The sequence below is a fragment of the Streptosporangium sp. NPDC020145 genome (genome assembly GCF_040631275.1).
Taxonomy (GTDB): Bacteria; Actinomycetota; Actinomycetes; order Streptosporangiales; family Streptosporangiaceae; genus Streptosporangium.
In genome coordinates this window covers 156,943-183,734 of record NZ_JBEXZT010000012.1, presented here as the reverse complement: position 1 = coordinate 183,734, position 26,792 = coordinate 156,943, and the positions used below count along the sequence as shown (strand labels likewise).

23 protein-coding genes and 1 pseudogene are annotated in these 26,792 nt (G+C 71.9%); 16 read left to right on the top strand and 8 right to left on the bottom strand.

The window, feature by feature from the left end:
• Positions 1 to 239, bottom strand: a 239-nt coding sequence (locus tag ABZ463_RS22900; RefSeq protein WP_362778688.1) for a streptamidine-related RiPP repeat protein, incomplete at its 3' end; no start/stop codon positions are given.
• Positions 240 to 927: 688 nt separating this feature from the next.
• Here ABZ463_RS22900 and ABZ463_RS22895 point away from each other — a divergent pair.
• Together ABZ463_RS22895 and ABZ463_RS22890 are read left to right on the top strand one after the other, a co-directional pair.
• Positions 928 to 1,377, top strand: coding sequence for a hypothetical protein (locus ABZ463_RS22895; protein WP_362778685.1), 450 nt, complete (start codon positions 928 to 930; stop codon positions 1,375 to 1,377).
• A 115-nt stretch (positions 1,378 to 1,492) separates the two neighbouring features.
• Positions 1,493 to 2,710, top strand: a complete 1,218-nt coding sequence (locus ABZ463_RS22890) for an MFS transporter (RefSeq protein WP_362778682.1) — start codon at positions 1,493 to 1,495, stop codon at positions 2,708 to 2,710.
• Positions 2,711 to 2,717: 7 nt separating this feature from the next.
• On the opposite strand, the gene ABZ463_RS22885 is transcribed toward ABZ463_RS22890, so the two are convergent.
• On the bottom strand, positions 2,718 to 5,711 hold the full coding sequence (locus ABZ463_RS22885) for a P-loop NTPase fold protein (RefSeq protein WP_362778678.1): 2,994 nt from the start codon (positions 5,709 to 5,711) through the stop codon (positions 2,718 to 2,720).
• 198 nt (positions 5,712 to 5,909) lie between these two features.
• Between ABZ463_RS22885 and ABZ463_RS22880 the strand changes: the two genes are divergently transcribed.
• Positions 5,910 to 6,995 (top strand): alkaline phosphatase PhoX, encoded by a 1,086-nt coding sequence (locus ABZ463_RS22880; protein WP_352008907.1) that lies wholly within the window; start codon positions 5,910 to 5,912, stop codon positions 6,993 to 6,995.
• Between the two features lie 103 nt (positions 6,996 to 7,098).
• On the opposite strand, the gene ABZ463_RS22875 is transcribed toward ABZ463_RS22880, so the two are convergent.
• Positions 7,099 to 7,998 carry a helix-turn-helix domain-containing GNAT family N-acetyltransferase gene (locus tag ABZ463_RS22875; protein ID WP_362778675.1) on the bottom strand — a complete coding sequence of 300 codons (900 nt, stop codon included), beginning with the start codon at positions 7,996 to 7,998 and terminating at the stop codon, positions 7,099 to 7,101.
• Positions 7,999 to 8,199: 201 nt separating this feature from the next.
• On the opposite strand from ABZ463_RS22875, the gene ABZ463_RS22870 reads away from it, so the two are divergent.
• Positions 8,200 to 9,150 carry a beta-propeller fold lactonase family protein gene (locus tag ABZ463_RS22870; protein ID WP_362778673.1) on the top strand — a complete coding sequence of 317 codons (951 nt, stop codon included), beginning with the start codon at positions 8,200 to 8,202 and terminating at the stop codon, positions 9,148 to 9,150.
• 134 nt (positions 9,151 to 9,284) lie between these two features.
• Complete coding sequence (locus ABZ463_RS22865) at positions 9,285 to 11,117, top strand: N,N-dimethylformamidase beta subunit family domain-containing protein (RefSeq protein ID WP_362778670.1); 1,833 nt, start codon at positions 9,285 to 9,287, stop codon at positions 11,115 to 11,117.
• Here the strand turns inward: ABZ463_RS22865 and glpK are convergent.
• Entirely contained in the window at positions 11,083 to 12,573 is a 1,491-nt protein-coding gene (gene glpK / locus ABZ463_RS22860) for a glycerol kinase GlpK (protein ID WP_352008911.1), read from the bottom strand. The genes ABZ463_RS22865 and glpK overlap by 35 nt on opposite strands.
• Before the next feature lie 148 nt (positions 12,574 to 12,721).
• Here glpK and ABZ463_RS22855 point away from each other — a divergent pair, with 148 nt between their 5' ends.
• On the top strand, positions 12,722 to 13,747 hold the full coding sequence (locus ABZ463_RS22855) for a 6-phosphofructokinase (RefSeq protein WP_352008912.1): 1,026 nt from the start codon (positions 12,722 to 12,724) through the stop codon (positions 13,745 to 13,747).
• A 189-nt stretch (positions 13,748 to 13,936) separates the two neighbouring features.
• On the opposite strand, the gene ABZ463_RS22850 is transcribed toward ABZ463_RS22855, so the two are convergent.
• The gene (locus tag ABZ463_RS22850) at positions 13,937 to 14,839 is read right to left on the bottom strand and encodes an MHYT domain-containing protein (protein ID WP_362778667.1); all 903 of its coding nucleotides are present in this window, start codon (positions 14,837 to 14,839) and stop codon (positions 13,937 to 13,939) included.
• A 120-nt stretch (positions 14,840 to 14,959) separates the two neighbouring features.
• Here ABZ463_RS22850 and ABZ463_RS22845 point away from each other — a divergent pair, with 120 nt between their 5' ends.
• The 3 genes from ABZ463_RS22845 to thiI all read left to right on the top strand — a co-directional run bounded on the left by ABZ463_RS22845 (position 14,960) and on the right by thiI (position 18,062).
• Positions 14,960 to 16,096, top strand: coding sequence for a DUF5931 domain-containing protein (locus ABZ463_RS22845; protein WP_352008914.1), 1,137 nt, complete (start codon positions 14,960 to 14,962; stop codon positions 16,094 to 16,096).
• Positions 16,096 to 16,734 (top strand): response regulator transcription factor, encoded by a 639-nt coding sequence (locus tag ABZ463_RS22840; RefSeq protein WP_352009455.1) that lies wholly within the window; start codon positions 16,096 to 16,098, stop codon positions 16,732 to 16,734. The genes ABZ463_RS22845 and ABZ463_RS22840 overlap by 1 nt, the downstream gene beginning before the upstream one ends.
• A 125-nt stretch (positions 16,735 to 16,859) precedes the next feature.
• Positions 16,860 to 18,062, top strand: a complete 1,203-nt coding sequence (thiI, locus tag ABZ463_RS22835; protein WP_352008915.1) for a tRNA uracil 4-sulfurtransferase ThiI — start codon at positions 16,860 to 16,862, stop codon at positions 18,060 to 18,062.
• A gap of 4 nt (positions 18,063 to 18,066) precedes the next feature.
• Here thiI and ABZ463_RS22830 read toward each other — a convergent pair whose 3' ends face one another.
• Positions 18,067 to 18,351: a YiaA/YiaB family inner membrane protein gene (locus tag ABZ463_RS22830; protein ID WP_184714681.1), complete on the bottom strand. Its 285-nt coding sequence runs from the start codon at positions 18,349 to 18,351 to the stop codon at positions 18,067 to 18,069.
• Positions 18,352 to 18,468: 117 nt separating this feature from the next.
• A complete protein-coding gene (aroF, locus tag ABZ463_RS22825; RefSeq protein ID WP_352008916.1) occupies positions 18,469 to 19,506 on the bottom strand; it encodes a 3-deoxy-7-phosphoheptulonate synthase in 1,038 nt (345 codons plus the stop codon).
• A 343-nt stretch (positions 19,507 to 19,849) separates the two neighbouring features.
• On the opposite strand from aroF, the gene ABZ463_RS22820 reads away from it, so the two are divergent.
• The 7 genes and pseudogenes from ABZ463_RS22820 to ABZ463_RS22790 all read left to right on the top strand — a co-directional run bounded on the left by ABZ463_RS22820 (position 19,850) and on the right by ABZ463_RS22790 (position 25,391).
• The gene (locus ABZ463_RS22820) at positions 19,850 to 20,470 is read left to right on the top strand and encodes a molybdopterin-dependent oxidoreductase (RefSeq protein ID WP_352008917.1); all 621 of its coding nucleotides are present in this window, start codon (positions 19,850 to 19,852) and stop codon (positions 20,468 to 20,470) included.
• Positions 20,471 to 20,518: 48 nt separating this feature from the next.
• Positions 20,519 to 21,703, top strand: a complete 1,185-nt coding sequence (locus ABZ463_RS22815) for a histidine kinase (RefSeq protein WP_352008918.1) — start codon at positions 20,519 to 20,521, stop codon at positions 21,701 to 21,703.
• Between the two features lie 76 nt (positions 21,704 to 21,779).
• Entirely contained in the window at positions 21,780 to 22,538 is a 759-nt protein-coding gene (locus ABZ463_RS22810) for a LytTR family DNA-binding domain-containing protein (protein ID WP_352008919.1), read from the top strand.
• 84 nt (positions 22,539 to 22,622) lie between these two features.
• Positions 22,623 to 22,766, top strand: a pseudogene (locus tag ABZ463_RS22805) (ClpX C4-type zinc finger protein); the annotation flags it as partial.
• 392 nt (positions 22,767 to 23,158) lie between these two features.
• Positions 23,159 to 23,356: a hypothetical protein gene (locus ABZ463_RS22800; protein WP_362778662.1), complete on the top strand. Its 198-nt coding sequence runs from the start codon at positions 23,159 to 23,161 to the stop codon at positions 23,354 to 23,356.
• A complete protein-coding gene (locus tag ABZ463_RS22795) occupies positions 23,356 to 23,703 on the top strand; it encodes a metalloregulator ArsR/SmtB family transcription factor (protein WP_352008921.1) in 348 nt (115 codons plus the stop codon). Before ABZ463_RS22800 ends, ABZ463_RS22795 begins: the two co-directional genes overlap by 1 nt.
• A gap of 56 nt (positions 23,704 to 23,759) precedes the next feature.
• Positions 23,760 to 25,391, top strand: coding sequence for a SulP family inorganic anion transporter (locus tag ABZ463_RS22790; protein WP_362778749.1), 1,632 nt, complete (start codon positions 23,760 to 23,762; stop codon positions 25,389 to 25,391).
• A 401-nt stretch (positions 25,392 to 25,792) separates the two neighbouring features.
• Here ABZ463_RS22790 and ABZ463_RS22785 read toward each other — a convergent pair whose 3' ends face one another.
• Positions 25,793 to 26,650 carry a deoxyribonuclease IV gene (locus ABZ463_RS22785; RefSeq protein WP_362778659.1) on the bottom strand — a complete coding sequence of 286 codons (858 nt, stop codon included), beginning with the start codon at positions 26,648 to 26,650 and terminating at the stop codon, positions 25,793 to 25,795.
• Positions 26,651 to 26,792 lie beyond the last annotated feature (142 nt).

Sequence of the window (26,792 nt, the reverse complement as noted above, 5' to 3'; positions counted from 1 at the left end):
GCGTTGGTGCCCGGCCCCTGGAGAGCGGGCAGCGCCGTGGCGGGAGCCAGCTCCTCGAAGCCGAACGGTGTGTGGACGAGGGCGTTGGTGCCCGGCCCCTGGAGAGCGGGCAGCGCCGTGGCGGGAGCCAGCTCCTCGAAGCCGAACGGTGTGTGGACGAGGGCGTTGGTGCCCGGTCCCTGCAAGGCGGGCAGCGCCGCCGCGGAGGTCAGCTCCTCGAAGCCGAGATCCGTGTTCATGGTTCTCCTTTCGACGGTGAAAACGGTTGTCGTTTTCGGGGAGAACCATAGATCGCCGAATCCGGCCATCGCAAGAGGGGTAAAAGCAGCTCTTTTCCTTACTTTCGGCTTGCCTGTTGTGACTGTGAGTAATCGACACGGTGGTGAAAAGATCCCGTGAAGGCTCGTGACATGACGTTTTCGGCGGGGAGGGAACGCTTTCCGGTAGGCCGGTTTTCCCGAATATCCGACCGGATTTTCGCCCGCCCGGAAAGGCATTCCGGGCGGGCGGTTATCCGAAGGGCGGTCGGGGCGTTTCGCCAGTTCGCCACGGGCGACTCGATGGTCGCCGGGCGGTCCGGATCTCGTCTTCGACGACGCCTCGGCCACTCGGGGGCATCGGGAAACGCGCCTTTCCCCGGCCGGGGGAATTCCCGCCTGGAAAACAGGGCCGGGGCCGTAGGGGGCGGCCGGGAGATCGGCGGCGGTCGGTGTGCGGAGTCGTTCCGCGGGCAGGTCCGTCGAAGGATCTCCTCCACCGTGCGACACGTCCGCGGGGTCGCGGTCTCGGGTGGGGGCCGTCCTGGCGCTCGCGGCGATCCGGGGGTGACCGGCGCGGCGGATGGTCTTCTGCGGTCGTCGCCGAGAGCCTTGTCCCGGGGTTCCCGACGAAACCATGGAACGTTCCACATCGACGAAGGGAGACGTCATGGTGAGACACCTGCTCGCCGCCGCGATCCTGGCGGCGGCGACGATGGGCCCGGTGCCCGCGCGGGCCGGCGTTCCGGGGGGCGGCGCGGCCGAGGCCCCCTGGGGGACGATCTCCTACCGGAAGACCGGCGGTTTCGCCGGGATCCGTCAGACGCTCGTCGTCGACGGGAACGGCCTGGCCCGCGGCGGCTCGGCGGGCCCCACCAGGACCTTCAGGCTCACCCCGGCCGAGCTCGGCTCCCTGCGGCAGGGGCTGGACCGTATCAGGACGTGGTCGTCCTCCACGGCGGGCTGTGACGTCCCCGACCACTTCACCTACACCCTGGAGTACCACGGCAGGAGCGCCACCCGCTGTCACGAACCGCCCGCCGACTGGCGGCCCGCGATCGCCCGGCTCGACGAGGTGATCGCCCGGCACGTCACCGCCCCGGCCACCTCCGGAGACTGAGTCCGGGACGGCCGGTCGCGCCCCGCCGTACATGGGGCGCGACTTAGGGGTTATGGGTGGTTTGTCGCCAAGAAAAAGGGTTGTCGGAATAGCCGGTTTCTGACACAGTGCCCGCGTGCTTCCCCCCGTCGCGGCCTCTACCCGTCTGTGGACCAGGAACTTCCGCCTCTACTTCGTCGCCCGCATCGTGTCGATGCTGGGCGACGCGATGTTCCCGGTCGCCCTCTCGGTCGCGATGCTCTCCCTCGGCTACGGGGTGAGCGGTGCGGGGTTCGCACTGGCCGCCTGGATGGGGGCCTTCGCCCTCTTCGTGGTGTTCGGCGGAGTGCTGGCGGACCGGTTCCACCCCCGCCCGCTGATGATCGGCTCGGACGCGGCCCGGTTCCTGATCCAGGGCTCGCTCGCGCTCTATCTGGGGCTCGGCCATCCGCCGGTGTGGTTCGTCATCGTCACCTCGGTGCTCGGCGGGATGGCGACCGCGATGTTCCAGCCGGGCGTCTCCAGCCTGGTGCCGCAGGTCGCCGCAGACCCGCAGCAGGCCAACGGGGTGCTGAAGGTGAGCGAAGGCCTGTCCACGATGGCCGGTCCCGCCATCGCCGGAACGCTCCTGGCCGTGACCTCGGCGGGCTGGGTGTTCGCCATCGACGCCGCGACCTTCGCCGTCAGCGGGATCTGCCTGGTGGCGCTGCGGCTGCCCGCCTTCGAGGTCGACCGGTCGGCCACGACCCTGCAGAACCTGCGCACCGGCTGGAAGGAGTTCCGCTCCCGGTCCTGGCTGTGGGGGGTCATCCTGATCTGGTGGGTGCTGGGGGTGTTCGTCTGGGGGCCGATCACCCCGCTCGGCGCGGCCTCCATCATCGCCGCGCACGGCAAGGCGGCGTTCGGCTTCGCCGAGGCCGCGTTCGGGGCGGGCTGCGTCCTCGGCGGGCTGGCCGCGCTCAGGCTGCGCCCCTCCCGTCCCCTGTTCGGCGGCGCGATCGCGATGTTCCTCTTCCCGCTGATGCCGCTGGCGGCGGCGCTGGTCCCCTCCCTGCCGCTGCTCATGCTCGGCTACGGAGTCAGCGGCCTCGGCTGGGCGTTCTGGGGCGTCCAGTGGGCCACGACCGTGCAGACCCACATCCCCGCAGACCGCCTCAACCGGGTGACGGCCTACGAGATCGCCGGGTCGATCCTGGCCGTCCCGTTCGGCCAGGCGATCGCCGGTCCCGCCAGCGCGCTGTTCGGCGTCAGGGACATGCTGCTGGCCGCCGCCGTGATCGCCCTTGGCTGCGCCGCGGCCCTCGTCGTCGCCTGGCCCATTCGCCGCCTGCCCCGCCTCGGCAAGGGGGCCTGAGGGCCGTTCAGAGCAGGTGACGGGCCAGCCCCGCGATCGGATGCGGCCGCGACAGCAGCTCGCGCAGGGCGTCGAGCTCGGTGCCCCAGGAGTCCCGGGGGCCGCCGAGGCCCTCGCCCGTCAGGCCCGCCTGCCGTACGGCCCGCTCCCAGATCCTGTCGTCGCCGGTACCCGCGGCGCCTTCGAGGCCCTCCAGCGCGCTCGGCCCCCCGGCCTCGGTGACCAGCGACGACAGCAGGTGCGGCCAGTTGACGGTCAGCGCCGCGAGCTTGGCGACCTCGGCGTCGGAGGCGGGCGCCGCCCCGGCCAGCGCCCGGCGGTAGGTCAGGAACGAGTAGAACCGGAAGACGTTCACGTAGCGCTTGATCTGCCGTGGGTTGGAGAACGTCAGCGCGGGCAGCACGAACTCGATCGCCCGGTAGGCGTTCTCGTCGCTGTAGAGGTCGTCGAAGACCCGGTCGGCCGCCTCGCGCGCCGCCGAGGACAGCCCGCCGACCATGTCACGGCTCTCGACGCCCAGCCTCTCCTGCGCCAGCCTCGCCGCCTCGTCCAGGGTCGTGGCCGTGGGCCGCAGCGCCCAGATCGCCTCCTCAAGACGGCTCACCTGGACCGGGTCCGGCGGCTCCGCCGGGCCGGGCAGCGGGTCGGCGATCGGCGGGTCGGCGGGGGAGCGCGGCGGCGCGACGAACGGCACGTCCTGCCCCTCCGCGGGGTCGGGCACGCCCAGCAGGGCCCGGACGAAGGCGGGCAGCCGGTCGGCGTCGTCGAGCAGCGGCACACTCAGCGGCAGCTGCACGATCTTCTCCAGGAACCGCCACCCCAGCCCGGCCCCGGAGGCGGGCCGCGCCTCGGTCAGGTCCCGGTAGGCGGCCTCGACGTGCGCGACCACCGCCTCGGGCTCCATCGCCAGCACGAAGACGCAGTTGGGGAACTCACCGGCGAGGAACAGGTTGATCGCCTCGATGACCTGCGCGACCGTCCCCGGCGAACACCGGTCGAGGTCGTCGACGAACACCACGAGCGGCCGTTCCTCGGTGGCGACCAGGTCGAGCACGTGCCGCATGTCCGTCTGCACCAGGTGCAGGAACCCGGTCCTGGACCGGTAGCCGGGGCCGGTCACGGCCTCGGCGAAGAGCCCGCCCGCGTCCCGGGCCAGCGGGTCCGGCCTGCGCACCAGCTCGGCGAAGGCGTTGTCGGCCGACTCGCCGAAGAACCGCGCCAGCCGTACGGCTCCCGCCCCGAGCACACCGGCCGAGCCCACGGTGCCGACGGCGGCGGCGAGGTGCCGGATCATCTCTCCGGCGGCGGGCAGCAGCGCCGAGGCCGCCAGCAGCGCGCCGGTCAGCACGAGCCCGGCGACCAGGCAGAGGGCGGGCGGCGCGAGCCGGGTCAGCGCCAGCCGGTAGGCGCGCCGCCGGACCGCCTCCCTGTCGATCCTGGCCAGGTTGAGCCGCAGCCAGAAACGCTCCCGTTCCGCCCTCGGCAGCCGCTCGGTGACCTGGCTGATGATCTCGTGGGCGAGCCCGGCCCAGACCTGCTCGCCGTTCTGGTACATCCAGGGGTTGAACCAGACGGTCGGGCGCCAGTCGGCCTGCCGTACGGGAAGGTGGCCGGGTTCCGCGCGCACCGCGCCCTCCCCGTCCTCCGCCCGGCGCCGTCCCGCGTGGGCGAGCACCTCGGCGTTGGTCGGCGTCCTGCCCGCACGGGCGCCGGGCGGGCCGATTCCCGGCAGGTGGATCCTCGCCGGGGTGTTCCCCGCGGCCCCCGGGTCCAGCAGGTCCTGGATCATCCGCATCAGGGAGGTCTTGCCCGCCCCCCACGGCCCCTTGACGCCGATGGTGAGCGGGGGCCGGGTCTCCGGGTGCCTGACGAACGCGGCCACGGCCTCCGCGTAGAGCCGGTGCCCGAGCTGGTCCTGCGTGGTCCACCGGTCGGCCGTCAGCCGGGCCCTCGGCGGTACGGCCCGCAGCCCCGCCCGTCTGCGGCGCAGCAGCGCGGAGGTCTGCGCGCGCTCGGCGGGCGTCAGCCGTGAGTAGCCGAAGGCCCGCACGTCCGGGTGGGCGAACGTGGTGCGCTCGCCGAGCAGCCCCCACCGGCCGAGCTCGGACGCGTCGCCGAAGACCTCCTCGACCGACTCGTCCTCGGCCAGCAGCGAGGCCACCCGCAGCAGCCGTCTGCCCGCCTCGCTCAGGTGCAGCTCGTAGACGCGCCTGACGACCTCGAACCCCGACGCGGGCGCCACGGCGCCGCCGAGCCCCGCGGCGGCCCGCGCGAGGGCGGCGGGGACGGCCCCGCCGCCCTCGCCGCCCGGGCCGGGACCGCCGGTCAGCGGGACGTCGGCCACGGCGCCGTAGGCGATCAGGATGGGGACGCGGGCGGCGCAGGCCGCCGCGTAGCGCTCCAGGGCGTAGGCGTGCAGCTCGCCGACGGTGATCACGCCGTCGCCGTCGAGGTCGGCGGCCCTGGTCGCCAGCCCCTCCGCGATCACGTCCGTCAGGCTCCGCGCGGGCCTCCTCGGCGCCTCGCCGACCTTCAGCGTCAGTGTCAGGGCCGCCGCGGCCATCCTGGGCTCACCGGCGACCGCGAGCCGCCGCACGGGGGAGGCCGTCTCCTCCAGGGCGCTCCAGCCGAAGTCGACGACCAGCAGCACGGCCGTGGCAAGTGACCGGCCGACCCGCCTGCCGAACGCGCCGATCATGGCTCCCAGCTGCCTGGACGTCCAGCCGCCGTCCGAGGGCAGCCGGATCAGCAGCAGGTCGTCCTCCCTGGCCGAACCCAGGAACTCCCACACCCGCTCGCCGTCCCACCGCGCGCCCCGGCCGTACTCGGCCTCGACGGCGAAGCCCTCGGCGCGCAGCGCGCCCGCCAGGCGGGCGTCGGGACGCGCGGGGGCCTCCTGAGAGGAGGGGTCCGGCGCGTCGAGAAGGACCAGGGCCCGGCGGCCGCCCTCGGCGGGAACGGCCCGGGCCGCCGGATCGGCGAACGTGAGTCCCTCGCTCAACGGTGCCCCCGCTCTGACGACGGTGTGATCTCCACTGTGAACGCCCGGGTGGCGGTGATCGGGGACATCGGGCATGAAACGCCCGGTTTTGGGAAACGCTTGCTCTCCGGTTTCCGCAAAGTTTGAGCGGGGGGAGTCGCCCTGTTCACGTGGGTCCGATCGACTGGCCGTCTACCGTGAAGGTGACGAGGAGGAGCGATGCTTCGCCGTACGTTCGTGCGCACCGGGGAGCCCGCGCCGGGAACGGCCTTCGCGGGACCTCTGCGGTGGGGCGCCGCCGGCGCGGACGCCTCCCGCGGCGGCCTGGCCGTGCTGTCCGGCCCGTACGGCCCGCCGGGGCCCCCGGACGCCAACGGGGTCGTGCTGCCCGAGGGCTTCTCCAGCCGGGTCGTCGCCCGCACCGGCCACCGGGTCGGCGGGGTGCTCTGGCACCCGGCCCCCGGCGACGGCGCCTGCTTCCCCGACGGGGACGGCTGGGTCTACGTGTCCAACTCGGAGATCCCGCTGCTCGGCGGCGCGACCGCCATCAGGTTCCGGCCCGACGGGAGCGTGCACGGCGCCTACCGCGTGCTGTCGGGGACCGACCTCAACCGCGCCGGGGCCGCGACCCCGTGGAAGACCTGGCTCTCGTGCGAGGAGACCGCGCGCGGGCAGGTCTTCGAGTGCGACCCGTACGGCGTGCGCGCCGCGATGCCGCGCCTGGCCATGGGCCGCTTCAGGCACGCGGGCGCGGCCTGCGACCCGGTCAACCGGGTGGTCTACCTGACGGAGGACGAACCGGACGGCTGCCTCTACCGGTTCGTCCCCGCCTGCTGGGGAGACCTGACGACCGGCAGGCTGGAGGTGCTCTGCGTCCTGCCGGGCGACGGTTCGACGGCCTGGCGGCGGGTGCCCAACCCCGCCGCGCTGCTTGAGGCGACCCGCCACCAGGTGGACACGGCCCACAGGTTCCAGGGGGGAGGCGCCTGCCACTACTCGGCCGGGGTGTGCCTGTTCACCAGCGGCGACGACGGGCGGGTCTGGGCCTACGACACCCTGCGGGAACGGCTCGAAACCGTCGAGACCGCGGAGGCCGGGGACCTCATGGAACTCGTCCTGGCCGGTCCCGGGCGGACGGCCGCCCCCTTCCTGCGGGTCGAGGGGCACCCCGGCTCGGAGATCACCGGCCCCGCCCTCTCCCCGGACGGCGCCCGCCTGTACTTCTCCTCCCAGCGCGGCCGCCGGGACGACGCCGCGGGCACCGACGGCGTCACCTACGAGATCACCGGCCCCTTCCCCCGCTGACGGCCCGGTGGAACCGCACCGTCGCCTCCTTCCCCGTGGATGCCCGGATTCCCTCCATAAAATACCTATCAAAATAGAAGGAATTAATACGGGAAGGGGCCGGTTAAAGGTCCATGACCCAGGTCTCCTCGACGACGCCGCCCATGGTGTGCTCCTCGACCCGCTCGAAGCCCGCCGTGCGGTAGATCCGCCGGGCGTCGGTCAGCACGTCCCTGGTGCACAGCATGATCCGCCGGTAGCCCGCCTCGCCCGCGAAGCGCAGGCACTCGTCGACGAGCCGCCCGCCGATGCCCATCCCCCTGGCGGAGGGCTCGACGAGCAGCAGCCTGAGCTGGGCCGTCTCGTCGTCCCTGCGGACGCAGAAGACGCAGCCGACCCGGTCGCCGTCGACCTCCGCGATCCACGAGGCCTCCCGCCTCGGGTCGTACTTCTCCGCGTAGTCGGCCACGAGCCTGGCGACCCTGGCCTCGAAGCACAGGCCCCAGCCGAACTCCTGGCTGTAGAGCACCCCGTGCCGCTGCACGACCCAGCCCAGATCCCCCGGCCGGGGCGGACGGATGACGTACGGCGCCGCGCTCCTGTTCCTGGAGAGGATCTCCCTGATCGTCGTCATGCTCGCGGCGAGCCGGTCGCGCTCCTCCTCGGTCAGTCCTTCGAGCAGGTCCCGGACCTGCGCGGCCGAACGCTCGTCGACGTTCGTGAACGCGATCCTGCCCGCCTCGGTCAGCGCGACGATCTGCCGCCTGGCGTCGGCGGGCGAGCGCTCACGGGTGACCAGCCCGTCGGTCTCGAAGCGCCCCAGCATCCGGCTGAGGTAGCCGGAGTCGAGTTCGAGCAGCCGCCGCAGCTCGCCGGTCTCCATGCGGTCCCGCAGGTTGAGCTCGCACAGGACCCTCACCTCCGTGAGGGAGTAGGGGGTGTTGACCATGTCCCGGTGGAGAGCGCCGATGACCTCGTTGTAGAAGTGGTTGAACGCGCGTATCCGCGCGACGAGGTTCTCCATGGTTGACACGATCAACTTTCCCGTTGTCCAGGTCAATGAAGGCCCTTGCGAGGGGCATGGAGCCACGAGCGGGACAGGGGATCGCATCCGGGAAAAGCCGGGTGCCCAGGGGCCGAGTCGCTGCGCTAAGTTCGCAGACTGGCCGAGAACGGTTGAAGATTTCGGGCGGCCCGGGCCGCCCGACCCAGTGACGGGAGCATGATGGCTGAGGTCGCGTACATCGGCGGATACACCCCCGACACCGGGGGATCGGGCACGGGGATCACCGTGGTCGAGCTGGGCAGTCTCACCAGGCTCGGCACCACGCCCGCCAGCGGGCCCTCCTTCCTCGCGGTCCACCCCCGCCTCCCGATCCTGTACACCGTCGGGGAGAGCGAGCGCGGCACCGTCGGCGTCTACGCCCTCGGCGAGGGCGCCCCCACGCCCCTCGGGCAGCGGCCGAGCGGCGGCTCCTTCCCCTGCCACCTGTCCGTCGACCCGTCGGGGAGGCTGCTCGCGGTGGCCAACTACGGCGACGGCACGGTGAGCGTGCACCGCGTCGGGGCCGCGGGCCTGCTGACCGAGCTGTGCTCCTTCCCCTACCGGGACGGCTCCCACGCCCACCAGACGGTCTTCGGCGCCGACGGCGTCCTCTACGTGCCCGATCTGGGCGCCGACGAGGTGCGCCGCTACCTCACCGACCCGGACGACGACAGGGTCGTCCCCCACCCCGACGGCCCGGTACGGCTCGCGCCGGGCATGGGTCCCCGGCACATGACCCGTTTCGCGGACCACTGGTACGTGGCAGGGGAGCTCGACGGCACGGTCCGTGTCTACGACGACGCCTGGAACGAGGTGGCCGCGGCCCCGTCCAGCTCGGCGCCGGGTACGAACTATCCCTCCCACCTTGAGGTCTCCGGCGGGTTCCTCTACGTCGCCAACCGGGGCCCGGACACGGTCTCCGTCCTGTCCCCGCACACCCTGGAGCCGGTCGCCGAGGTCGCCTGCGGCGGGTCGTGGCCCAGGCACTTCGCCATCGCCGACAACCGGATGTACGTGGCCAACCAGCGTTCCGACGGCGTCGCCGTGCTGGTGCTCAAGGACGGCGTCCCGCAGCCCGACCCCGTGGTGTTCGCCACCGGGACCCCCGCGTGCGTGCTCACCCTGCCCTGAAAGTCGCCCTGAGACCGTCCTGAGGGGCCCTGGAACGTCCTGGGGCGTGTGCGGACCAAGATCCGGCCAAGTCCCCGGACGATCACGGACAGGCCTCCCCGGTGGGGAGGGTTCCCGTGATCATGCTGGATGTCATGTTCCGAGCGTTCACTCATCTGACGGTCACACTGGCTGTGATCACCACGGTCGCGGCGGTCGCCGGGTGCGCCCCGGCGACCGGCACCGTGTCCGGCACCGCGGCCGGCACCGTGTCTGGCACTGTGCCCGGCACTGCGTCCGGCACCGTGACCGTGGCCCCTGATCTCCCCGGCGCCCCGGCCGGTGGCGGGGCGCTGCCCGTGAAGGGCTCACCCGCGGCGGCCGGGGCGGCCCTGGAGGGCACGGCGCCCCCGGCGACGGCGACGGCGACGGCGACAGCGACGGCGACGGCGACGGAGCCGAACCCGACCGTGGCCGAGAACGCCAAGCCGGGCGACCCGCTCTGGCAGGCCACCCCCAGGGGCGGCGAGCACGAGATCGAGGGCTACGCCGACAAGGTGAGCGTGCTGCCCGGCCAGACCTTCCGGCTGCGCGTGTCCACCACGGCCGCCCACTACACCGCGACCGCCTTCAGGATGGGCTGGTACGGCGGCGCCGGGGCCAGGAGGGTCTGGCGGTCGGACAAGCTGCCGGGGACGGTCCAGGAGCCCGCCAGGACGATCCCCGGGACCCGCACGGTCACCGCGGCCCACTGGAGGCCCGGCCCGGTCGTCGACACCGCGGACTGGCCGGAGGGCTCCTACCTGATCCGCCTTGAGGCCTCGACCGGCGGCAGGCGGTTCGTCCCGATCACGGTGCGGTCGGCCTCGACCGAGGGACGCCTGGTCGTCGTCAACGGCGTCACCACCTGGCAGGCCTACAACCTCTGGGGCGGGCGCAGCCTCTACCAGGGGCCGGGCGGCTTCGAGGACAGGTCGACGGCCGTCAGCTTCGACCGTCCCTACGACACCTCGGGCGCCAGGCTGTTCCTCGACATGGAGCGCCCCGCGATCGAGGTGGCCGAGCACAGCGGAGCCCCGCTGGCCTACATCACCAGCCTCGAACTGGAGGACGACCCGCACATCCTCGACGGGGCCAGGGGGCTGGTCTCCCTCGGGCACGACGAGTACTGGTCGGCCGGCATGCGCCGTACGGTCGAGGACGCGCGGGACCAGGGCGTCAACCTCGCCTTCCTCGGCGCGAACGCCGTCTACTGGCGCATCCGCTTCGCCTCGACGCCGCTCGGCCCCAACCGCCTGGTCATCTGCCACAAGGACGGCAGGGTCGACCCGACCACCGACCGCTGGCGGGTGACCGAGCCGGAGAGCTCACTGACCGGCCCGATGTACACCTGCTTCCCGGCGGAGGCCACCTACGTGGTCCACACCCCCGACAGCTGGGTCTTCGAGGGGACCGGTGTACGGCGCGGCACCTCCTTCCCCGGCCTGGCGGGGGTGGAGACCGACGAGGTGCTGCCCACGATGCCGCTGCCGCGCCCGATGGAGGTCCTGTCCGTCTCCCCGGTCGACTGCAGCGGCAGGCCGACGACGGCGCACAGCGCCTACTACACCGCGCCGAGCGGCGCGGGCGTGTTCAGCACGGGCACGATGCGCTGGGTCTGCGCGATGCGCGGCTCCGCCTGCGGCCACGGCGTCACCGACCGGGCCGGGGCCTTCGTCCGCGCCGCGACGACGAACGTGCTGCGGGCCTTCGCCGAGGGCCCGGCGGCCCTCAGGCACCCGGCCAGGGACAACCTCGCCGCGCTCGGCCTGAACCCGGTACGGAGGGCCGGGGACCAGGTCCGGGACCGCGCCCGCGACGCCGCGAAGAACCGCGTGCCGATGAGCCGCTGGAAGCGCCACCGGGCCGGGCACCGCCCCGCCGCGCGCGGCGCCCGGCACGACCGGCACCGGTTCACACCCAGGAACGGGCACGGCCGACGGCCTTGAGCCAGCGGGCGTAGGCCGCCTCGGCGGCCTCGTGAGCCTTCTCGTCCCGCCCGGCGGGCTCGAAGCGCCGGTCCAGGGTCCACGTCTCGCGCAGCTCGTCCGCGCAGGACCAGACACCGGTGCCGAGCCCGGCCAGGAAGGCCGCCCCGAGCGCGGTGGTCTCCTGGACCGCGGGCCGTTCGACCGGCACACCGAGCTGGGCGGCCTGCGTCTCCATGAGCAGGTCGTTGCCGCTGGCCCCGCCGTCGGCCTTCAACGAGGGCATCAGCAGGCCCGCCGAGCCCGTCATGACCTCGACGACGTCGCGCACCTCGAACGCGATCGCCTCAAGCGTCGCCCTGGCCAGGTGGGCGGCGGTCGTGCCCCGGGTGAGGCCGAGGATCGCGCCCCGGGCGTCCGGGTCCCAGTACGGCGCGCCGAGCCCGGTCAGCGCGGGCACGAAGACCACGCCGCCGCTGTCGGGGACCGTACGGGCCAGCGCCTCCGACTCCGGCGCGTGGCCGATCAGCCCGAGCCCGTCGCGGAGCCACTGCACGGCGGCTCCGGTGACGAAGATCGAACCCTCCAGGGCGTAGGTGATCTCACCGGAGGGCGACTGCCACGCCACGGTCGTCAGCAGCCCCCCGCCCGGCCGTACCGGCTTGGAGCCGGTGTTGATCAGCACGAACGACCCCGTGCCGTAGGTGCACTTGACGTCGCCGGGGGAGAAGCACGCCTGACCGAACAGCGCCGCCTGCTGGTCGCCCGCCATGCCGCCGATCGGCAGGCGGAGACCGAGGAAGGAGTCCGGGTCGGTCACACCGATCACCCCGTGGTTGGGGACGATCTCCGGCAGGGCCTCGCGCGGCACCCCGAAGAACCCGCACAGCTCCGCCGACCACCCGCCGGCCTCCAGGTCGTACAGCAGCGTGCGGGAGGCGTTGGAGGCGTCGGTCACGTGCCGGGCGCCGCCGGTCAGCCGCGCGACCAGATAGGAGTCGACGGTGCCGACGACGGCCTCGCCGGACAGCACCCGCGCCCAGGAGCGGGGGTCGTTCTCGGCGATCCAGGTGAGCTTGGTCGCGGTGAAGTACGGGTCGAGCCGAAGCCCGGTCAACGCGCTGACGCGGGGCTCGTGCCCGGCCTGGCGCAGCCGCGCGCAGATCCCCGCGCTGCGGCGGTCCTGCCAGACGATCGCCGGGCGCGGCGCGGCGAGGGTGTCCGAATCCCACACCACCGCGGTCTCGCGCTGGTTGGTGATCCCCACACATGTCGGCCTCGTGCCCGTCCTCTCCAACGCCATACCACAGGCCGCCAGGGTCGCCCGCCAGATTTCCCCGGGATCGTGTTCGACCCATCCCGGTTCTGGGAAGTACTGAGGGAACTCCTGGTAGCCGCGGGAGTCGACCCGGCCGTCCTCGGTCACGACCAGCGCGGTGACCCCGGTCGTCCCGGCGTCGATGGCGAGAACCGACATATGAGGGACTCCTTCGATTTGGTCTAGACCATTGGCGTGTCGGCAGGCAGAATGCGTTGCGTCGGCGTCCGAAAATCCCTCGACCGCCGGCCGCGTCACCCCATTTAAGTCTGGCCGTCTTGCCTCGGAACCACCACCGGAGGATGCCATGCGTATTGGAGTGCTTACCGGGGGCGGCGACTGCCCCGGCCTCAACGCCGTTATCCGCGCCGCAGTGCGCAAGGGCGTGAGTGTCTACGGTCACGAGTTCGTCGGTTTCCGTGACGGGTGGCGAGGGCCGCTCGAAGGCGAGACCATGCCGTTGGACGTCCAGGCGGTCCGTGGCATCCTGCCACGCGGCGGGACGATCCTCGGCTCGTCGCGGACCAACCCGATCAAGATCGACGGCGGTGTCGAGCGAATCAAGGACAACCTCGCCGCCACCGGGGTCGACGCGCTCATCGCCATCGGCGGCGAGGACACCCTCGGCGTCGCCAAGCAGCTCTTCGACAAGGACGTCAACGTCGTCGGAGTGCCCAAGACCATCGACAACGACCTCAACGCGACCGACTACACCTTCGGCTTCGACACCGCGGTCAACATCGCGACCGAGGCGATCGACCGGCTGCACACCACCGCCGAGTCCCATCACCGTGCCCTGATCTGCGAGGTCATGGGCCGTCACGCGGGCTGGATCGCCCTGCACGCGGGCATGGCGGGCGGGGCGAACGTCATCCTCATCCCGGAGAAGCCCTTCGACATCGACCGGGTCTGCGCCTATGTGGAGTCACGCTTCAAGACCCGTTACGCGCCGATCATCGTGGTCGCGGAGGGCGCGCACCCGATCGAGGGGCAGATGACCCTGCAGGCGAACGAACTCGACTCCTTCGGGCACGTCCGCCTCGGCGGCATCGGCGAGATGCTCGCCAAGGAGATCGAGAAGCGCACCGGCAAGGAGGCCAGGACCACGGTCCTCGGGCACATCCAGCGCGGCGGCACACCCACGGCCTTCGACCGGGTGCTGGCCACCCGGTTCGGGCTGCACGCCATCGACGCGGTGCACGAGGGGCGCTTCGGGACCATGGTCGCGCTGCGCGGCACGGACGTGGTCACCGTCGGCCTCGACGAGGCGACCAGAGAGCTGAAGACCGTGCCGGTCAGCCGTTACGAGGAGGCCGAGGTCTTCTTCGGCTGACGGGCCGGGAAACCGGCGGGATCGACGGGCGGCGCACCGGTGACGGGGCGCCGCCCACGCCTTGTATCGGCCTGCAAACGTTCTGCAACCCCCCGGGCATACCGTCGGGCCGCGGATGCGCGACGATCCGCTACCTCTCCATGTACGGCTTGCGCCTCAGCAGCGGCCCGTCCGGGCGCAAGCCGTACATCACCTGTCCTGGGCGTCGAACAGGGAGGGACGTCGCTGCTCGGCGGGGGCGTTCTGCCCGGTGTTCTGCACGGTGTTCTGCGCGGCGGGGGCGCTCGCCGCGGTCGCGGTCGCGGCGTGACGCGCGGTGGTGCGGCGGTTCTCCAGCTGGGCCAGCAGTTCGGCGTCCGTACGCATCTCCTGCTCGGAGGGCGCCAGGATGACGGCGAGCAGCAGGCCCAGCGTCAGCAGGCTGACCGCTCCCAGGACCGGCAGCATGAAGTCGATGCCGCGCGCGCCGTCGACGGGCGTCAGGGAGATGCGGGGGCGCACCTCCATCGCGAACATCCCGACGTAGTGCATGCCGCACACCGCGACACCCATGATGAGGGCCGCGCCCGCGGTGGCGAGCGTCCCGTCCGTCTTGACGCTGAACCAGAGCGCCACGGTCGAGGCGACCATGGCGATGACGACCGACAGGGCGATCAGCGTCACGTCGTAGTAGACGGTCGCCGACATGTTCATCGCGGACACGCCGAGATAGTGCATCCCGGCCACGCCGACTCCGGTGACCATGCCGCTGACCACCAGCCGGGACGCGCTGTAGTTCTTCGAGGAGACCAGGAAGAGCCCGCCGCCGACGATGACGACCGCCAGGAGCATGGAGACGCTCGTCAGGAGCACGTCGTAGCGGATGGGGTTGCCGCCGACCGTGAAGCCCATCATGGCGACGAAGTGCATGACCCAGATGCCGGTGCCCCCGATGGAGAGGGCTCCTCCGACCAGCCAGCGCGCCCGCGCGGGCCCGGTCGCGGCCCGTGCCTTGGCGGTGAGCGCCAGGCCCAGCATGCACCCGATGGTCGAGACGATATAGGCCGCGATGGGGGTGACCAGGCCATATGAGAAGTGGTCTACGTGGGACATGTTCCAATTTCTGAGTCAGTGGGTGATTTGTTGGATTATGACAGTTGTTGGTCGTTGTGCGTAAAAGAGGGGGTTTCGTGGGAGAGAAGGGAGGGTTGCGGGTGGCGATAAGGTCCAGGAGTGACGGGGATAGAGGGTCCGTTCTGGCGGGTCATCGCGGTCTTCCGCGTCGCCTCCCTGGTCTACGCGGTCCTGTTGCTGCTGCGCGCGGGCGGATACGCCCACCCGGTGACCGGCTGGCTGGTGATCTGCGTCATGGCGCTGTGGAGCGCGGTGGCGACCTTCGCCTACTCCTCACCCGAACTGCGCGGCCGTACGCTGCTGGCCGCCGACATGGTCGTGACGCTCGGCTGCCTGCTGGCCACCCCGCTGGTCCAGGGCGCCTACCGGACGGGCAGCCTGCCGGTGACCGGCACCTGGATGGGCGGCGCCGTACTGGCCTGGGGCGTGTACGGCGGGCGCCGCGCCGGGGCGGTCGCGGCCCTGGTCGTCTCAGTGGCCGACCTGTGGCTGCACGACCTGCGCGGATCCGGTGTCGGCTTCGAGAACCTGCCGATCAACGGCAGCGTGCTGCTCTTCCTCGCCGGGGTCCTGGTGGGGCACGTCGCCCAGCTCGCCAGGAGGGCCGAGGCGCGCCTGCAACGGGCCATCGAGATCGAGGCCGCGGGGCGCGAGCGGGACAGGATCGCCAGGGACATCCACGACTCGGTGCTGCAGGTGCTGGCGCTGGTCCAGCGCAGGGGCCAGGAGATCGGCGGGGAGGCCGCCGAGCTGGGCAGGCTCGCGGGCGAGCAGGAGGCCGCGCTGCGCGAGCTCGTCAGGCTCCGCCCCGAGCCGCCCCGCGACGGCGTCGCCGACCTGCGCGTCCTGCTCCAGGCGTACGGCTCGGCCTCGGTGACCGTCTCGGTCCCCGCGACCCCCATGTCCCTGCCCGAGACCGTCGCGAGGGAGCTGGCCGCGGCGGTCGGCGCCGCCCTGGACAACGTGGCGGGGCACTGCGGCCCGCACGCCCCCGCCTGGGTCTTCGCCGAGAGTGACGACGGCCTGATCACCGTCACGGTCAGGGACGAGGGGCCGGGCATCCCCGCCGGACGCCTTGAGGAGGCCGCCGCGGCCGGGCGGCTCGGCGTCGCCCAGTCCATCAGGGGCCGCGTCACCGATTTGGGCGGCACGGTCACGATCATGTCGTCCCCCGGCGAGGGGACGGAGATCGAGATGTCCGTCCCCGTCCGGTCTAGGCTTGGCGGATGCGCGTGATGGTGGTTGACGACCACCCGATGTGGCGGGACGGCGTGGCCAGGGACCTCACCGAGGCGGGATACGAGGTCGTGGCGACGGTCGGCGAGGGCGCTCAGGCGCTCAGGGCCGCGGCCGCGGTCAGGCCCGAACTGGTCGTCCTCGACCTGCGGCTGCCGGACCTGTCCGGGGTCGAGGTGGCCAGGCGGCTGGCGGCGCACGACCCCCAGCCCCGCATCCTGGTGCTGTCGGCCAGCGGCGAGCAGGAGGACGTGCTTGAGGCGGTCAAGGCGGGAGCCTCCGGATACCTGCTCAAGTCGGCGAGCAGGCAGGAGTTCCTCGACGCGGTCAGCCGTACCGCGCAGGGCGACGCGGTCTTCACCCCGGGCCTGGCCGGGCTCGTGCTGGGGGAGTACCGCAGGCTGGCCGCCCAGCCGGTCCCCGCGGACGGCCCCCGGCTGACCGAGCGGGAGACGCAGGTGCTCCGCCTGGTCGCCAAGGGACTGTCCTACCGGCAGATCGCCGAGCGTCTGGTCCTGTCGCACAGGACCGTGCAGAACCACGTCCAGAACACCCTGAACAAGCTCCAGCTGCACAACCGGGCCCAGCTGATCCGTTACGCCATCGAGAGGGGGCTCGACGGTCCCGGGGGCGACTAAAGTGAGTTGTCTTTATCAGGTAACGCGCGACACTTGGCGTTGTGGCGCGGTCCTGAGGGCTCCCGCCGCGTGACGGCGGTGCCGTGCGCCCCTTTTCCCCTCGAAGTTCCACCGGAGGTTACGCCATGACGATGTCGGCCTTGGGCGAGCCCTGCGTTCTGCTCAAACTGGGCGAGGTCGTCCTCAAGGGAAACAACCGCGAGCTCTTCGAACGCACCCTGCAGTCCAACATCAAGGCCTCCGTCAAGGACCTGGACTTCAAGGTCGATCTGCGGCAGCGTCACGGAGTCATCGCGCTCTTCCTGCCGGAGGGCTCGGGGGTCGAACGGGCCGACGCGGTCGCCGAGCGCGTCGGGAACGTGCCCGGCCTGGTCTGGATCCACCGCGCGTGGCGGGTCGCCAAGGACCCCTCTGCGGTCACCAAGGCGGCGATCGAACTGCTCGCCGACCGGGAGGACGTCCGGCGGGGCGTCTCCTTCGCGGTCCGCTCACGCCGTCGCGACAAGCGCTTCCCGCTGACCTCGATGCAGCTCGACCGGACCGTGGGCGGCGAGCTCAACGACATCTACGGCCTGCCGGTCGACCTGAAGAACCCGCAGCTCGTGGTCTCCATCGAGGTCGACCGTGACGAGGTCTTCGTCTTCACCGGCGGGCAGCCGGGCCAGGGCGGGCTGCCGGTCGGCACCAGCGGCAGGGGCCTGGTGCTGATGTCCGGCGGCATCGACTCCCCGGTCGCGGCCTACCGGATGATGCGCCGGGGCCTGCGGGTGGACTTCCTGCACTTCTCCGGCATCCCGTTCACCACCTCGGAGTCGATCTACAAGGCGTACGCCCTGGCCAGGGCGCTGGACAAGTTCCAGGGCAGGTCCCGCCTGTGGGTCGTCCCCTTCGGCAAGGCCCAGCAGTCCATCAAGGCCTCGGGCCAGGAGCGGCTGGCGGTCATCTCCCAGCGGCGCCTGATGCTCAAGACCGCGGAGGAGGTCGCCCGCCGCCTCAGGGCCGGGGCGCTGGTCACCGGCGACTCGCTGGGGCAGGTCTCCTCCCAGACGCTGCAGAACATCACCGCCCAGGACGACGCGGTCGACATGCCGATCCTGCGCCCGCTCATCGGCCTCGACAAGACGGAGATCATGGCGGAGGCCCGCCGCATCGGCACCCTGCAGATCTCCGAGCTGCCCGACGAGGACTGCTGCACGCTCCTGGCGCCCCGCAGGGCGGAGACCGCCGCCAAGATCGCCGATCTGAAGCAGATCGAGCGGCGCCTGGACGCCGAGGAGCTCGCCGTGCAGCTGGCCGGTTCCCTGCAGGAGTACAAGCTGCAGGTGTGAGGCCTCAGACGGGCTTGAAGGGGTCGTGCTCCGTCAGGAGCTTCTCCAGCCGCGCCCGGTCGACGCGGCTGGTGACGTCGGTCAGTTCCTGACGGTCGCGCACGCACTTGGCCAGGGTGAAGGCCGAGGTGACGACGTACAGGACGCCGATGCCGAGGAAGGCGCGAACCCAGGCCTCGACCGGGAGGTAGGCGACTCCGATGGCGACCGCCGAGACGGAGACGCAGAAGGACAGGACCGACTGGATGTAGAAGGCGCCGGTGTGCCGTGGCTGGATCGTCTTGGTCATGCCCCAACGATCCCCGGCCGCCGGCCGTGACGCCTGGGTGTTCCTACTTAATTACCGGTGAGTACGATGCTACTGGCGAGTACGGCCCACGGGTCGGGCCGTACTCGCCGGTGGTCGTCAGGCGGTGGCGAGGGCGTCGCCGGTCGCCGTCTTGCCGAGCAGCGGGGGCAGGGCGCGCATCACCTCGGAGAGCTCCTCAAGATCACTCTGGACCAGTGCCTGCGGGCCGTCGCACAGGGCCAGCTCGGGCTGCGGGTGCACATCGATGATCACTCCGTCCGCCCCGACGGCGATGGCCGCGCGGGTCAGCGGGAGCACAAGGTCACGCCGTCCGCCCGAGTGGGACGGGTCGATGATGACCGGCAGGTGGGAAAGCCGCTGGGCCACCGGAACCGCGGAGACGTCAAGGGTGTTGCGGGTGGCCGTCTCGAAGGTGCGGATGCCGCGCTCGCACAGCACGATGTCGAGGTTGCCGCGCTGGGCGATGTACTCGGCCGCCATCAGCCACTCCTCGATGGTGGCGTTCATGCCGCGCTTGAGCATGACCGGCTTGCCGATCCCGCCGACCGCCTGCAGCAGCGCGAAGTTCTGCGCGTTGCGGGTGCCGATCTGCAACATGTCCGCGTAGGAGGCGACAAGTTCGACGTCGTGGGCGTCCACGACCTCGGTCACGATGGGCAGCCCGGTCTGCTCGCGCACGTCGGCGAGGATGCGCAGGCCCGCCTCGCCCAGCCCTTGGAAGGCGTAGGGGGAGGTGCGGGGCTTGTAGGCGCCACCGCGCAGCAGGGTCGCCCCCGCGGCCTTGGCCATGAGCGCCGCGTCGAGCGTCTGCTGCGGCGTCTCGACCGCGCACGGGCCGGCGATCAGGGTGACCAGGCCCGGCCCGATCGGCACGCCGCCGACCCTGACCGTGGAGCGCTCGGGGTGGTTGTCCCGGCTGACGAGCTTGTAGGGGGCCGTCACCCTCATCACCTCGGCGACTCCGCGCATGCCCTTCAGGTTGAGCGCGCCGAACTGCTCCACGTCGCCCACGAGGCCGATGATCGTACGGCTGACGCCACGGCTGACGAAGGCGTCGCCGCCCGCGGTGCCGATGATCTCCACGATCGCCTCGATGTCGCCCTGTGTGGCGTCGGGGCCCATGACGATGACCATGTCTCTCCTTCGCTGATCCGGTGGAAGTTCCGGGAAAACGAAAGGCCCCGAGTCCGTTGTCCGGACCCGGGGCCTTCACGTTCGCCTGGCTGTCTAGCGCAGCATCTGGAGGCGAACGGTCCGACCCACGGGTCCGTCGCCATACCAAAACCAGAACGCAGTACGCATCGCGGGCAATAGTAGCGCACCGCCGGGAGGCGACGGCGAGGGGCCGGGGAACCATGGCGGGCCCGTGAACGCCGGGTGACACCGGCGACGCGTTAGCGGGTGGCCGCCGCGAGGGCGGTGGACGCACGATGGCAGGATTGCCCCGAGTGATCGGGGCGCGACGGCGAGGGGAGTGATGGTGGAGCAGCCCGAACCTCCGGGGGAGGATGCGCGCCTGCCTCCCGGCCAGTACGTTCCCCGGGGCTATCCGGTGATCCACTACGGGAGGGTGCCCACCTTCCGGCCCGCCTCCTGGCGGCTGCAGGTGATGGGGGCCACGGCCTCCGGGGAGCCGCACGGCTTCACCTGGCCCGAGTTCTCCGAGCTGCCCCGCACCACCGTCGTCGCGGACTTCCACTGTGTCACCAAGTTCTCGGTCATGGGGAACGAGTGGCGCGGCGTCTCGGCCGCCACGCTGATGGAGCTGGTCCCTCCGGCCCCCGAGGTCAGGCACGTCATGATCTGGGCCGAGTACGGCTACAGCGCCAACGTGCGGATGAGCGACTTCGCCCGCGACCACACGCTGTTCGCCCTCGAACTCGGCGACAAGCCGATCACCCCGGAACGCGGCTTCCCCGTCCGCGCCCTGGTTCCCCACCTCTACGCCTGGAAGAGCGTCAAGTGGGTGCGCGCCATCGAGTACCTCGTGGAGGACAGGCGCGGCTTCTGGGAGGAGCGCGGTTACCACAACGTCGCCGATCCGTGGCGGGAGCAGCGCTACTCCTATCAGGAGGAACCGGGTGAAGGGCCGCCGTGATCGGCGTTCTTGCCTGATTGACAGGCGGGTTTGACTACGGTTTCCCGCATGTCGACCAGTGTCTGGGCGCTGCTCTGCGCCGTCAGGACTCTCCTGGGATTCGTTGTGCCGGGCCGTACCCCCGTCTTCCCCCGGCGCGCGGGCGGCTCACCGGACGAGGCCACCTTCGCGACCCTGCACGTCGCCGCGCTGGCGGCCCCCTCCCTGCGCGCGGGCCTGACGCGCGACTCGGCCCGCAAGACGATCAGGCACCTGCGCGCCCTGCTGGGCGCGGGCGCCATCGCGGTGACGGACGTGGACGGCGTGCTCGCCTGGGACGGCGAGGTGGACTGCCAGCGTGAGCACGCCCCGGGCCACGCCCGTGCGGTCCTGGCCTCGGGCAGGCCGCGTGTGGTGACCGGGCACGCCCTGTCCTGCGACGTCCCCGGATGCGCGATCAGAGGGGCGGTCGTCGTCCCGCTCACCGTGGACAGGCGGGTCGTCGGAGCGCTGGCCGCCTACGACTCGGCCGTCGGCCCCTCACTGGTCAGGACCGTCACCGAGGTCGCCCGCTGGGTGTCGTGCCAGCTCGAACTAGCCGAGCTGGACTCCTCACGGCGGCGTGCGATGGAGGCGGAGACCCGGGCCCTGCGGGCGCAGATCTCCCCGCACTTCATCTACAACTCGCTGACCACCATCGCCTCGTTCGTCCGCACGGACCCGGAGCGGGCCCGCGAGCTGCTGATGGACTTCGCCGACTTCACGAGATACGCCCTGCGCCGTGAGCGTGACTTCACCACCCTCGCCGACGAACTGCACTGCGTCGACCGCTACCTGCTGCTGGAGCGCGCCAGGTTCGGGGAACGGCTCCGTTTCACCGTCAGGGTGGCCCCGGAGGTGCTCTCGGTCCCGGTGCCGTTCCTGTGCCTGCAGCCGCTCGTCGAGAACGCCATCAAGCACGGCATGGGCGAGACCGGGGGGTGTGGTGAGGTGCGGGTGCTGGCCTCGGACGCGGGCTCAGAGGCGCACGTCAGCGTTGAGGACGACGGACTCGGCATGGACCCGGAACGGGCCAGGCTGCTGCTGGGCGACGACTCGCGGAACGAACGGGGTGAGGGCGGGATAGGTCTGGCCAACGTGGACGTACGGCTGCGCCACATCTACGGCGAGGACTACGGGCTCGTCGTGGAGACCGCGCCCGGCGCGGGCACCAAGGTGCGGCTGCGCCTTCCCAAGCTCTCCTGCCGGGCATAGCTAATTGTAGTCATCTCGTTACGCTAAGTTTCCTCTTCCCTTGCGGGAAGGCGGCCGTAGCGGGCAGCGTGGGGCCATGTTGAGAGTCCTGGCTGTCGACGACGAGGTCCCCGCGCTGGAGGAACTGGCCTACCTCCTGCGTCAGGACCCCCGCATCGAGCACGTCTTCACCGCCTCGGGAGGGGTGAACGCGCTGCAGGACATGGTCCAGATGATCGGGGCGGGCGAACGGCTCGACGGAGTCTTCCTCGACATCAGGATGCCCGGCCTCGACGGCCTCGACATGGCCCGTCTCATCGGCGGTTTCCCCAACCCGCCCCGGCTGGTGTTCGTCACGGCGCACGAGGACTGCGCCGTCCAGGCCTTCGAGCTTGAGGCGGTCGACTACCTCCTCAAGCCCGTCAGGCCCGACCGGCTGGCGGAGGCCGTACGGCGTCTCGAATGCGCCGCGCAGGCGTCGGAAGGACCGGAGATCGACGACGTCATCCCGGTCGAACTCGGTGGCAGGACCAGGTTCGTCCCCCAGCAGGCGGTCAGGTTCGCCAAGGCGAAGGGCGACTACGTGCGGCTGCACACCGTCGACGGCGACTACCTGGTGCGCATGTCGCTGGCCGCGCTCGAACGCCGCTGGGCCTCCTCCGGTTTCATACGTGTGCACCGCAGCACGCTGGTCTCCGCGCGGCACGTGAGCGAACTGCACTTCGACGGAGGCCGGGTGACACTGCGGGTGGGCGCGGAGACGCTGCCCGTCAGCCGCCGCCACACCCGCCGGGTCAGGGAGCGGCTCGTCCGTCAGCTCCAGGACCGTCCGGCCTCCCAGGGGACGCTCGGTTGATGTTTGTCAGGCGCTGCCTGACGGTATAGGCTCGCGGCGATGCTTGTCAGGGTTGGCCTGACAGCCATACGCGTGGAGGGCCGTATGCCCGTGACGTCTTTCGCCGAGCAGGAGATCCACTGCTCCTTCTGCGCCAAGCCGAAGACCGAGGTGGAGAAGGTGATCGCCGGTCCCGGCGTCTACATCTGCAACGAGTGCGTCGACCTCTGCGTCGCGATCCTCGCCGAGATCCGGACGTCCACGGCCGAGCAGGGCGAGCCGGAGAAGCCCGGCGAGGCCGGCGGGCGGGAGAAGCCGGAGGAGGAGGTCCCCGGCATCCCCTGGCCCGAGGGCATGACCGAGGAGGAGATCCTCGCCCACCTGCCCCGCGTCGCGGCGGCGAGCGCCAGGGTCGAGGGCGACCTGCGGGCCTGGATCGAACGGCTGCGCGGGCGCGGGGTCACCTGGGCCAGGATCGGTGCCGCCCTGGGCATGACGCGTCAGTCGGCCTGGGAGCGCTTCTCCGGCGAGGAGTGACCCCTCGCGGGCCGGGGTGGTCCGGCCGCGAGGTATCGTAATTGCGAAAATTCGCAATTACGTAGGTGTGTCCCCCCGGGTCGCGCCGCGATCGAAGGGATGACGTGAGTACGGCTTTCGCCGCGGCGATCAGAGAACGGGCGCGCCAGGCCTGGCAGGCCCTGCAGCAGGCCCGTGAGGACGACGACGTGCACGCCGGCCTGGCGGCCAAGAACGAGTGGGAGGACGTCCGGCGTCTGGCCCGCGAACACGGAGTGAGCCTCCTCCTCGGCCCCCAGGCCGAGGAGGAGGCGGACTCGTGATGTCGGTACCGCTGTACGAGGCCAAGGCGGAGCTGTTCCGGCTGCTGGGGCACCCGGTGCGCATCCGGGTGCTGGAACTGCTGCAGGACGGCCCCAGGCCGGTACGGCAACTGCTGGCCGAGATCGAGGTCGAGCCGACCGGCCTGTCCCAGCACCTGGCGGTGCTGCGCCGTTCCGGGCTGGTCACCGCGCAGCGCGAGGGCAGCACCGTGGTCTACGCGCTGGCCGGTGGGCGCGTCGCGGGCCTGCTGCGGGCGGCGCGCGAACTCCTGACGGAGAAGCTGACCGGGCAGAACGAACTGCTCGACGAACTGCTGCGGGACAGGGCGGGGAGCGGCACGTCGTGAACACGGTGGTTTCGCCGGGTGGCCGCCTGCGCGCGCTGCTGCCCGGCAGGGCGGACATGGCCGCGATGGCCCGCCGCCCGGGCAGGGACCTGCTGGCCGGGCTGACGGTGGCGATCGTGGCGCTGCCGCTGGCCCTCGGGTTCGGCATCTCCTCGGGACTCGGCGTGGCGGCCGGGCTGGCCACCGCGGTGATCGCGGGCACGGTCGCCGCGTTCTTCGGTGGATCCGGCCTGCAGGTGTCCGGCCCGACCGGGGCGATGACGGTGGTGCTGGTGCCGATCGTGCACGAGCACGGCGCCTCGGGAGTGCTGACCGTCGGCGTGATGGCCGGGCTGCTGCTGATCGCGCTGGCGCTGGCCCGTGCCGGACGGTACATGGCGCTGGTGCCCGCCCCGGTGGTCGAGGGCTTCACCCTCGGCATCGCCTGCGTGATCGGGCTCCAGCAGATCCCGGCGGCGCTCGGCGTCCCGACGCCCGAGGGGGAGAAGGTCACGGTCGTGGCCTGGCGGGCCGTGCTCGACTTCGCCGCCGACCCCGGGGGATGGGCCCCGGCGATCGCGGCCGGGGTGGTCGCGACGATGCTCGTGGGCGCCAGATGGCGGCCGACCGTCCCCTTCTCCCTGCTGGCCGTGGCGGGCGCGACCGTCGTGGTCGAGCTGACCGGGATCGAGGCGAGCCGGATCGGCGAACTGCCCGCCGGGCTTCCCGCCCCCTCACTGTCCTTCCTCGACCCCGCGGCCCTGGGGTCGCTCCTGGCCCCGGCCGTCGCGGTGGCCGCGCTGGCCGGGCTTGAGTCGCTGCTGTCGGCCGCGGTCGCCGACGGAATGAGCGTCAACCACCGGCACGACCCCGACCGGGAGCTGTTCGGGCAGGGACTGGCCAACGTGTTCGCGCCGATGTTCGGCGGCGTCCCGGCGACCGGCGCGATCGCCCGTACCGCCGTCAACGTCCGCTCGGGCGCCCGTTCGCGGCTGGCCGCGCTGGCGCACGCCGTGATCCTGGGCCTGATCGTGTTCACCGCCGCCGGGCTGGTCGCCAGGATCCCGCTGGCCGCGCTGGCCGGGGTGCTGCTGGCCACCGCGATCCGGATGGTCGAGGTCGGCTCGGTCGTCGCCATGCTGCGCTCGACCCGCGGCGACGCCGTGGTGCTGGCGCTGACCGCCGTCGCCACCCTGGCGCTCGACCTGGTTCAGGCGGTCATCCTCGGCCTGATCGTGGCCGGGGCACTGGCGCTGCGGGCCGTCGCCCGCGACGTCCGCCTTGAGGCCATGCCGCTGCGGCCCGACCTGCCCGGTGACCACACCGACGAGGAACACGCCCTGCTGGCCGAGCACATCGTCGCCTACCGCCTGGACGGGCCGCTGTTCTTCGCCGCGGCCCACCGTTTCCTGCTGCAGCTGTCGGAGGTCGCCGACGTCTCGGTGGTCATCCTGCGCATGTCCAGGGTCACCACCGTGGACGCCAGCGGCGCCCTGGTCCTGGCCGACGCCATCGGGCGGCTGCGACGGCGCGGCATCACCGTCTACGTCTCGGGCATCCGCGACGGCCACCACCAGCCGCTGAACGCCCTGGGTGTCATCGCGGACCTCGACGAGGCCGGACACGTCTTCGCCACCACCCCGCAGGCCATCGCCGCGGCCCGTGACCACCTCCATCGCACCGGGGTGCTGGCCGTAGGACCGGCCTGACCGGCCGGGGGAGGCGTCCCAAGGAGGGGCTACCGCTCGTCGTCCGGGCGCTGCCGCTCGTCGTCTCGGAACGCTCCGTACATCGACGACTACGCACCGTTAATCGCGCTGGTCAAAAAATGGTGAGTCGTCCTCGGAGCACCCCCTCTAGTGTTCCGTACGTCGGAGAGCCAAACCCGCGGCACCGGAGAGGGGGAGAGAGCCGAAAGGCTCGAGAACACCTGGTGCGCGGAAACCCGAGGTGACCTCCAAGCGCGGTCACCCATTGCCGGGCCCCCAACCGGGGGGAAGGGGGCCCGGCGGCCTCCGGTGTGACGGGACGCCCGCGCCGACCCGCGGGGGCGGGTCCGAGCGATCCGGTCACGCGCGGGGGCGGCCGGATTGCGGGCGGCGGCGTCCCGTCACACCCGGGGACCCGAGGGCACCGGTGCCCGGCGGAGACCCTTGAGCGTCTCGATGTCCTGGCGGGCGGCGGAACCGGGGGTCTCGACGCAGACCGGCACCCCCGCCACCACCGGATGACACAGCAGGTGACCGAAGGGCCGCACGCCGATGTGGCCCGTGCCGATGTTCGCGTGCCGGTCCTTCTTGGAACCGCACACGTCCATGGAGTCGTTGGCGTGGACCAGCCCCAGCCGTCCGGGGGCGAACCCGTGCAGGGCGTCGAGGGTCTCGGCGACCCCGGCGGCGGTGGACAGGTCGTGCCCGGCCGCGAAGGCATGACAGGTGTCCAGGCAGACACGGGCCCTCGGATGCCAGTCGAGGGCCGCGAGGTAGGGCTCCAGATCCTGGACGGTCGCGCAGAGCATCGCGCCCTGTCCCGCCATCGGCTCGAGCAACAGGTCCGGGCCGTCGTCCGGGATCTCGTCGAGCAGCGGGAGCAGACGCTCACGCAGCGTGCGCAGGGCCTTCTCACGGGGGTCGGTCACCGCGGACCCGGTGTGGACGACCACCCCCCGGGCGCCGATCGCCCGGGCCCGCCGGAGGCAGTGCCGTACGGTGTCCGCCGACCGGTCCAGAGTCTGCTGGTTGGGGGAACCCATGTTGACGAGGTAGGGCGCGTGCACGAAACACGGCATGCCGGACTCGCGCAACAGGGCGTCCTCGGCGGGGTCGCCCTCGGCGAGCGCCCAGCCGCGCGGATTGGTGACGAACACCTGGATCACCTCGGCGCCGATCTCCGAGGCCGCCCGCAGGCCGCCCGTGGCCAGGCCACCGGCGACGGAGACGTGTCCGCCGATGAGGGACACGGAACTCATGGTGGAGCCAGTCTAGGGGCGTCCCGTCCGGGGACTCGCACCCGTCACCCATGTCCCGGCGGCGTGGTGTGATGATGGGCGTCCAGCACGCGGAACGCGGCGCACGCCGTCGTCCGCCCGTTTTTCGCCGCAGGGGAGCAGG